Raw genomic sequence first — 6531 nt, 5'->3', positions numbered from 1 at the left:
GCGCAGTTCGAGAACGGAAAACTCGTCGAACGACCGGACGACCACACCCAATCCGCAGCCGCCTAAAAGATCCTCATCCACAGGTCTTGACAATTGCTCGGTGAACAGCTCGGTCGCCCCTACCGGTCCTTTGCCACCGAGTCCGAGCGCGTGGAGGCTCGTCTCGATCAGCTGCCACAGACCCTGACAGTCCATGAGCGCGAAGTCGAGACGGCGAAGATCCAGGCTGAGGAAGCCTCGAAGCCCTCGGTTGCTCCGACCGCGGGGTTTGATCTGACGTTCTCGGTGCCGCAGTCGGTCTCGACGTTGTGGGCGGTCTCGGATGCCGGAACACAGTCGCTGATCGGGCAGGCTCATCATGCGGCGATAGCTGATGTGCTGGAGCTCATCGAACGTGAGGTGGCGATGACCCGCGTCGTGCGGCAGGGCCGCACCGACGCGGTCGCCCAGGTGGAGGTCCGTGGGCTGCTGGCAACCGCCTACGACCACTACGACTCGCGCTCCTCAGACCCGCAACTGCACACACATCTCGTGGTCGCCAACAGGGTCCAGGCGGTACGGGATGGGAAGTGGCGGACTCTGGATTGGGTCTGCTGAAGGTTCGGTTGACTTCAAGACTGCTTAGAAAGCAGGAAGGATGGAAGTCATGCCGAACCTTCAGCAGACCCTTGTTCGCGAGGCAGATGGACAACCATGGTGAACCGCGTGGTGCGCTCGACCAGCGTGCCGACTGCCGAGCGATTGAGTCCAATGATCAGGTCACCTTCAATGGCCTGGCACGGCTCGGTCTTCGACCTCGGCGGCCGTTGGCTGATCATGACCTTCTCATCGACATGGGCCCATGATTTCGCCTGCGCTCGGGCACGCGGGACCCGAAGAGCGCGGCCGGTGCGCAAGCAGGTCACCAATTCACGCTTCAGAGCACCACGGCCCTGAATGTAGAGAGCCTGGTAGATAGCTTCGTGCGAGATCCGCATGGACTCATCCTCAGGGAAGTCAACCTTCAGCCGATGGGAGATCTGCTCAGGACTCCAGCCTTTCACCCATCGGCGATCCCCGCGATGAGGCTTATTTCTACCCTTCCACACAGCCTCATCAGGCCCATCAATCACCTGTCCGTCAGCAGCGGTGACTTTTCCCGCCAGTCGGTCCTGAACCTAGTCCCGCAACCTGGGATTACTCACCAGCTTTGCAGTCTTGGGCCGCTGAGCGAAGACCTCCGACTTCCATTGAGCAACTGAGGCTCGATAGTCCAACTTCCCGCCTCGGGTGGCCGCGTTACGCCGTAACTCTCGTGAAATCGTAGAAGGACTCCGTCCTAGATGTTGTGGGTCATGAGGTTCTTTACACGAGGCACGGGCTGAGATGAGACGAGCGGGCTCCGCCCCGCAGGATGGGAATTGCGACATCCACTCATCCGCGGAAGGAAGCCCGCTCGTGACTCACGCTAACGCACCTCTGACCCCCACCGGCCGGCTGCGCATGGTCCACCGCCACCTGATCGACGGGATCCCGCAGTCCCACGTGGCCGCGGAGTTCCGCGTCAGTCGGCCCACGGTGGCCACCTGGGTCGCCCGCTACCGCGCCAAGGGCAAGGCGGGACTGCAGGATCGCTCCAGCCGGCCCCACCACTCACCTGCCCGGCTCGACCCCGCGATCGTGGCCGAGCTGGAGGCCCTGCGCCGTGGCCGGAAGTGGTCCGCCCGGCGCATCCATCACCATCTGGTCGGCGAGGGCCACCAGGTGTGTCTTCGCACCGTGGGGCGGTGGCTGCACCGGGCCGGGATCTCCCGCCTACGGGACCTGACCCCAGCCGGAGAAGACCTCCGCCGGCAGCCGGCCCGGAGGATCACCGCGAGGGGGCCGGGGCACATGGTGCACCTGGACGTGAAGAAGATCGGAAAGATCCCCGAGGGGGGAGGCTGGCGCGCCCACGGAAGAGACAGTGAGGCAGGGCGTGCTTCCAAGCGGGGGCCCGGGGCACGGGTGGGGTACACGTACCTGCACTCGGCGATCGACGGTTCACCCGCCTGGCGTACACCGAAGCGCTCGAGGACGAGCGGGCGGTGACCACGATCGGGTTCTACTGCCGGGCCCGCGCGTTCTTCGCCGCCCATGGCATCCAGATCGACCGGGTGATCACGGACAACGGGAACAACTACCGGGCCGTGGACTTCACGGCCAAGGTGGTCTCTCTCGGGACCGGCATCACCGGATCCGCCCCTACACGCCAAAGCACAACGGGAAGGTCGAGCGGTACAACCGGCTCATGGTGGACGAGGTCCTCTACGCCCGCCCCTACACCTCAGAGCGGGCTCGCCGTGAGGCCCTTCAGGTGTGGGTGAATCACTACAACTACCATCGGCCGCATACCTCCTGCGGAGATGCTCCACCGGCCTCGTTGGCCCCGGTGCGTGTCAACAACGTCATGCCCTCCTACACCTGTTGGCCCCGGTGCGTGTCAACAACGTCATGCCCTCCTACAGGTAGCGCCTCTCCAGCTCAGCCAGTGCTGCCCGCGCGGTGAGTCGGCTGACCCCGAGCTGACCGGCAAGCTCGTCTTCTGACGGCAGGCGAGTCCCCACGGGCTGGTCAGCGATCTGCTCAGCGAGGGAGTCCGCGGCGGCCAGGTACAACGGGGTGCGAGAGGCAGGCTTCTTCGTCTTGCTGTGATCGATAGGACCGATCATAGGGCAGTAGGCGTTCCAGCAGATCCCACGCCACACGGGCGGTTGACGGCTCCGTGTGGTTCATGCCCTGCAAGGGCCTGCAGTATGGCAGTGGCGGCGTGCTCCTCAATTTTGAGACGAGTCGCGGCCACGGCAGATCCCAGGTGTGGCGTGAACAGCGTGCGGTCCTGCATCGCCAACAGCTCGGCGGAGATGCCAGCGGGCCGGTCCGGTCGGGACAGGTCCTCGAACTCGAAAACGTCAGCCGCGAAGCCACCGAGCTGTCCGGCGCGTAAGAGCTCGATCACCGCGGATTCGTCGACGACGGAGCCGCGGCCGACGTTGACGAGTAGCGCCCCCGGTCGTATTGACTCGAGCCGGTTCCGGTCGAGCAAGTGGACTGTCTCCGCGGACAGTGGGGCGCAGACCACAACGGCGTCGCTGCGCTCCAGCAGGTCGGACAGGTCCGCACGCCGGATGTCGAGCAGTGCTTCATCGGCCGCCGATAGCGGTTCAGGGTCGAAGTAGAGCAACTCGGGTGCGAATCCCCGCAACATCCGTGCAACAGCCCGGCCGAGGTTGCCTGCCCCTACGATGCCGATCGTCGATCCTACGAGGGTGCTCCCGTAGAGCGTCGGCCGCCACCCGGCGAAATTCGAGCGCACCCGGCGGTCCCCGGCGGTGATGTTCCGCGCGAGCCCGATGAGCAGTCCGACCGCCAGTTCTGCGGTGGGCTCGGTCAGGAGGTCCTCGACCCTGGTCAGCCAGATGCCTCGCTCTGTGCAAGCCTCGACGTCGATGTTGTCGTTCCCTTTGAGGGCTCCCGCGACGACCTTCAGGTTGGGGCATGAGTCGAGGAGCTCTGCATCGACCCGGTCGGGCATGAACACCATCAATCCGTCGGCCTCTGCTGCGCGGCGCCGCACCTCGGAGGCCGGGAGACTGCTGTCGCTCTGGTTGGCGACAACTTCGCAGCTTTCGCTGAGCAATTCGAGGATCGGCGCATGCACGCGGTGCGTCAGTACGACCTTCGGACGTCGACTGTGTTGTTTCATTGGAACCTCTTTCGCAACGCTCCGCCGAGAGCGTCGACTACGGTCACGGTGGCCAGGATGACGAGCAGGATTGCGGCGACCTCGTCGTACTGGAGGGTTCGCAGGGCGGCGATGAGTTCGAAGCCGATGCCGCCGGCGCCGACGACCCCGACGACGACCGACGCTCGGAAATTGAGCTCCCACCTGTAGACGATGACGTCGGCCATCTGCGGCAGCACCTGGGGCAGGATGCCGTGGAGAATCACTTGGGCCGGGCCGGCTCCTGTCGCCCTGGCGGCCTCGACAGGGGCTTCGGCAGCGTGCTCAATCGCTTCGGCGAAGAACTTTCCCACCATGCCGGCAGAATGGATCCCCAATGCCAAAGCCCCGGGCAGCGCGCCGAAGCCGACGGCGGCGACGAATACGATCGCCATGATCAGTTCGGGCACTGATCGCAGCACGTTCAGGATGAGCCGCGCGACCCAGTAGATGGCCGGGTGCGGTGAGGTGTTGCGTGCTCCGAGCAATGCGAGAGGGACGGAGAGCAGCACAGCCAGTGCTGTGGCCGCGATGCTCATTGTCATCGAGTCGAGCAGGGGCCCCCACCAGCTGTTCAGATGGGTGAAGTCCGGCACCCACATCTCGCTGAGCAGGTCGGCAATGTCGGCGAGGCCTGTGACCATGCGGTTGGCGTCGAGCAGACCCACGGCCCAGGCACTCAGGATCACCGCGACGAGGATCAAGCCCGTGATGGAGAACGAGCGCCTCCAGCCGGATTGTGCCTGGCCGGTGATTCGCTGGTATTCCTGCTCTCTGCGATCCTCGCGCGGCACGCTGACCGCGGGGCTGCTCACTGGTAATCCTCGAGATCGATGTCGAGCAGCGGAGCGAGGTCGCGAACCTGATCGTAGTCCGAATCGGCAACCTCTGCGAAGCCGGCGGCTCCGAATGGTTCGAGCACCTCGGGATCGTCGAGTTCCAGGAACGCCGCCCGCACCTTCTCCTTCAGGTCCTCGGGCAGATTGGACTGCATCGTCCAGGGGTAGTTGGCATAGGGATCCGATTCCTGGACTTTCACGACAGTCTCGGAGTCGATGAGCCCCTCCTCGACCATGCGCTCATAGATGGGCAAGCTCATGCCCCCCGCGTCCGCATTGGCGTTCTGCACTGCCAAGGCCACAGCATCATGGGAGCCGACGTGCTGTTCCTCGTAGTCACCCTGGTCTACTCGGAGGTCCGCCTCTTCGGCGAGCATGGCCTTGGGAATGAGGTGACTGGACGTGCTGGCCTGGTCTCCCCACGCAACGGTCTTGCCGGCGACATCCGCGAGGTCCTCGATGCCGGAATCCGCGTTGGCGATGAACACTGCCTGGTATGTCGGGTCCTCACCCTCGACTTCCTGCAAGGCGGCGAAGGGCTCGATGTCGGCCTTCTCCTGGGCGAGGACGTAGGACAGAGGGCCGAAGTAGCCGAGGTCGATGCGGCCGCGGGCCATCGCCTCGATCATCGAGGAGTAATCGGTCGTCACCACGAGCTCGACGTCAAGCCCGAGTTCCTTTTCGAGGTGCTCCTTGAGGGGCTCATTGTTCTTGATCACCTCCGACGCGTTCTCGTCGGGAAGCAGGGCAACGCGGAGGGTTTCCGGGGCGGTGGTTGACTCTGAACTGGCACCACAACCGGAGAGGACGAAGGTGAAGGCAGTCGTTACAGCGATCGCGGCAGTCGCCAAGCGGGTGGGTCTAGGCATGGGAATTCACTCCTGTTTCAGCAGTTCGGAAGGTGGTCGATCTCGGGGTGGCGGTCGAGGTTATTGAGTCCTGAGCGTTTGCTAGTCAGCAGAAGTCGGCAGCGAAACGGTCTGTGCCGACAGTGGAAGGGCATCGGCCTGCTCGTCGGCGGGCACGCCGCCGTAAATCACCAGCAAATCCTCATCGGTGACCCCGGCTGCAGGGCCGTCGTAGACGATTTCCCCGTGTGCCAGGCCGACGATGCGGTCGGCGTGCTCGAGCGCGAGGTTGACCTGGTGGAGGCTGGCAACCAGGGTGATGCCGCTCTCCTGACAGACTCGGCGCAGCAGCTCCATCACGCGACGCGCAGAGTTGGGATCGAGGCTTGCGACCGGCTCATCGGCAAGGATCAGGTCCGGTTGCTGCGCGAGCGCTCGAGCGATGCCTACTCGCTGCTGCATGCCACCGCTCAGGTTGTCTACCCGGGTCAGGGCCTTGTCCAGCAGTCCGACGCGCTCGAGCGCTTCGAGCGCGATGCGCTGGTCGCCGCGACTGGAGGGCAGGATGCTCTGCCAGAAGCTGTGATAACCGACCCGGCCGAGGAGCACGTTGCGCAAGGCCGAGAAGCGTGGGATCAGCTGGTGGTGTTGGAATACCATCCCCGTGCGGCGGCGGTGTCGACGCAATTCGCGGCGGGAGTCGAGTGACGCCGTCCCGTCCACCCGCACGGAGCCGGTGGTGGGTTTGACAAGCAGGTTCATGCATCGCAGCAAGGTCGACTTGCCGGCACCCGACGGTCCGAGCAGCACGGTGACTTTTCCGCGCTCGATCGACAGATCGGTTCGGGCCAATGCTTGAACGCCGCCTTCGTAAGTCTTGCTGACATCGACGAGCTCTATCATGAAAGTCCTCTATACGAGTGCGCGGTACGAGCGAAAACGTATAGAGGACTTGTGAAGTCCCGGCGCTGTGGGAGACAACGGTTTGTGAACCCCGATGAAACAGCCTGACTGGGCCCCGTTTGGTGGTCCAGTGGTTATGAGAGTGCGGGTTGGTTGGTGATCCACTGCTCGCGGAAGGTGGTCGGGGGTTGGCCGCCGA

General features: G+C 64.3%; 6 protein-coding genes and 2 pseudogenes. 2 read left to right on the top strand and 6 right to left on the bottom strand.

The features are described 5' to 3' along the window. The first annotated feature begins 93 nt into the window (after positions 1 to 93). The gene (gene mobF, locus BJF85_RS23425; protein ID WP_083666654.1) at positions 94 to 597 is read left to right on the top strand and encodes a MobF family relaxase; all 504 of its coding nucleotides are present in this window, start codon (positions 94 to 96) and stop codon (positions 595 to 597) included. A gap of 68 nt (positions 598 to 665) precedes the next feature. Here the strand turns inward: mobF and BJF85_RS23420 are convergent. Next, positions 666 to 1328: pseudogene (locus BJF85_RS23420) on the bottom strand (IS30 family transposase); the annotation flags it as partial. 109 nt (positions 1329 to 1437) lie between these two features. Between BJF85_RS23420 and BJF85_RS23410 the strand changes: the two are divergent. Beyond that, a pseudogene (locus BJF85_RS23410) lies at positions 1438 to 2443 on the top strand (IS481 family transposase); the annotation flags it as partial. Between the two features lie 37 nt (positions 2444 to 2480). Here the strand turns inward: BJF85_RS23410 and BJF85_RS23405 are convergent. The 5 genes from BJF85_RS23405 to phnC all read right to left on the bottom strand — a co-directional run bounded on the left by BJF85_RS23405 (position 2481) and on the right by phnC (position 6332). Then, the gene (locus BJF85_RS23405) at positions 2481 to 2690 is read right to left on the bottom strand and encodes a GntR family transcriptional regulator (RefSeq protein WP_222844659.1); all 210 of its coding nucleotides are present in this window, start codon (positions 2688 to 2690) and stop codon (positions 2481 to 2483) included. Further along, positions 2687 to 3724, bottom strand: a complete 1038-nt coding sequence (locus tag BJF85_RS23400; RefSeq protein WP_075850138.1) for a phosphonate dehydrogenase — start codon at positions 3722 to 3724, stop codon at positions 2687 to 2689. Before BJF85_RS23400 ends, BJF85_RS23405 begins: the two co-directional genes overlap by 4 nt. Continuing rightward, positions 3721 to 4536: a phosphonate ABC transporter, permease protein PhnE gene (gene phnE / locus BJF85_RS23395; protein ID WP_304442327.1), complete on the bottom strand. Its 816-nt coding sequence runs from the start codon at positions 4534 to 4536 to the stop codon at positions 3721 to 3723. Before phnE ends, BJF85_RS23400 begins: the two co-directional genes overlap by 4 nt. A gap of 17 nt (positions 4537 to 4553) precedes the next feature. Continuing rightward, positions 4554 to 5450, bottom strand: a complete 897-nt coding sequence (phnD, locus tag BJF85_RS23390) for a phosphate/phosphite/phosphonate ABC transporter substrate-binding protein (RefSeq protein ID WP_075850136.1) — start codon at positions 5448 to 5450, stop codon at positions 4554 to 4556. 81 nt (positions 5451 to 5531) lie between these two features. Continuing rightward, positions 5532 to 6332 carry a phosphonate ABC transporter ATP-binding protein gene (gene phnC / locus BJF85_RS23385; RefSeq protein WP_075850135.1) on the bottom strand — a complete coding sequence of 267 codons (801 nt, stop codon included), beginning with the start codon at positions 6330 to 6332 and terminating at the stop codon, positions 5532 to 5534. Between the last annotated feature and the right edge of the window lie 199 nt (positions 6333 to 6531).

Source organism: Saccharomonospora sp. CUA-673 (genome assembly GCF_001942305.1).
Lineage (GTDB): Bacteria > Actinomycetota > Actinomycetes > Mycobacteriales > Pseudonocardiaceae > Prauserella.
The sequence above is the reverse complement of the archived record's forward strand: the minus strand, read 5'-3'. Positions and strand labels throughout refer to the sequence as shown.

Coding starts and splice junctions, on each gene's coding strand:
- BJF85_RS23405 (WP_222844659.1), bottom strand. CDS start 2,690: ATGATCGGTCCTATCGATCACAGCAAGACGAAGAAGCCTGCCTCTCGC.
- BJF85_RS23400 (WP_075850138.1), bottom strand. CDS start 3,724: ATGAAACAACACAGTCGACGTCCGAAGGTCGTACTGACGCACCGCGTG.
- phnC (WP_075850135.1), bottom strand. CDS start 6,332: ATGATAGAGCTCGTCGATGTCAGCAAGACTTACGAAGGCGGCGTTCAA.
- phnD (WP_075850136.1), bottom strand. CDS start 5,450: ATGCCTAGACCCACCCGCTTGGCGACTGCCGCGATCGCTGTAACGACT.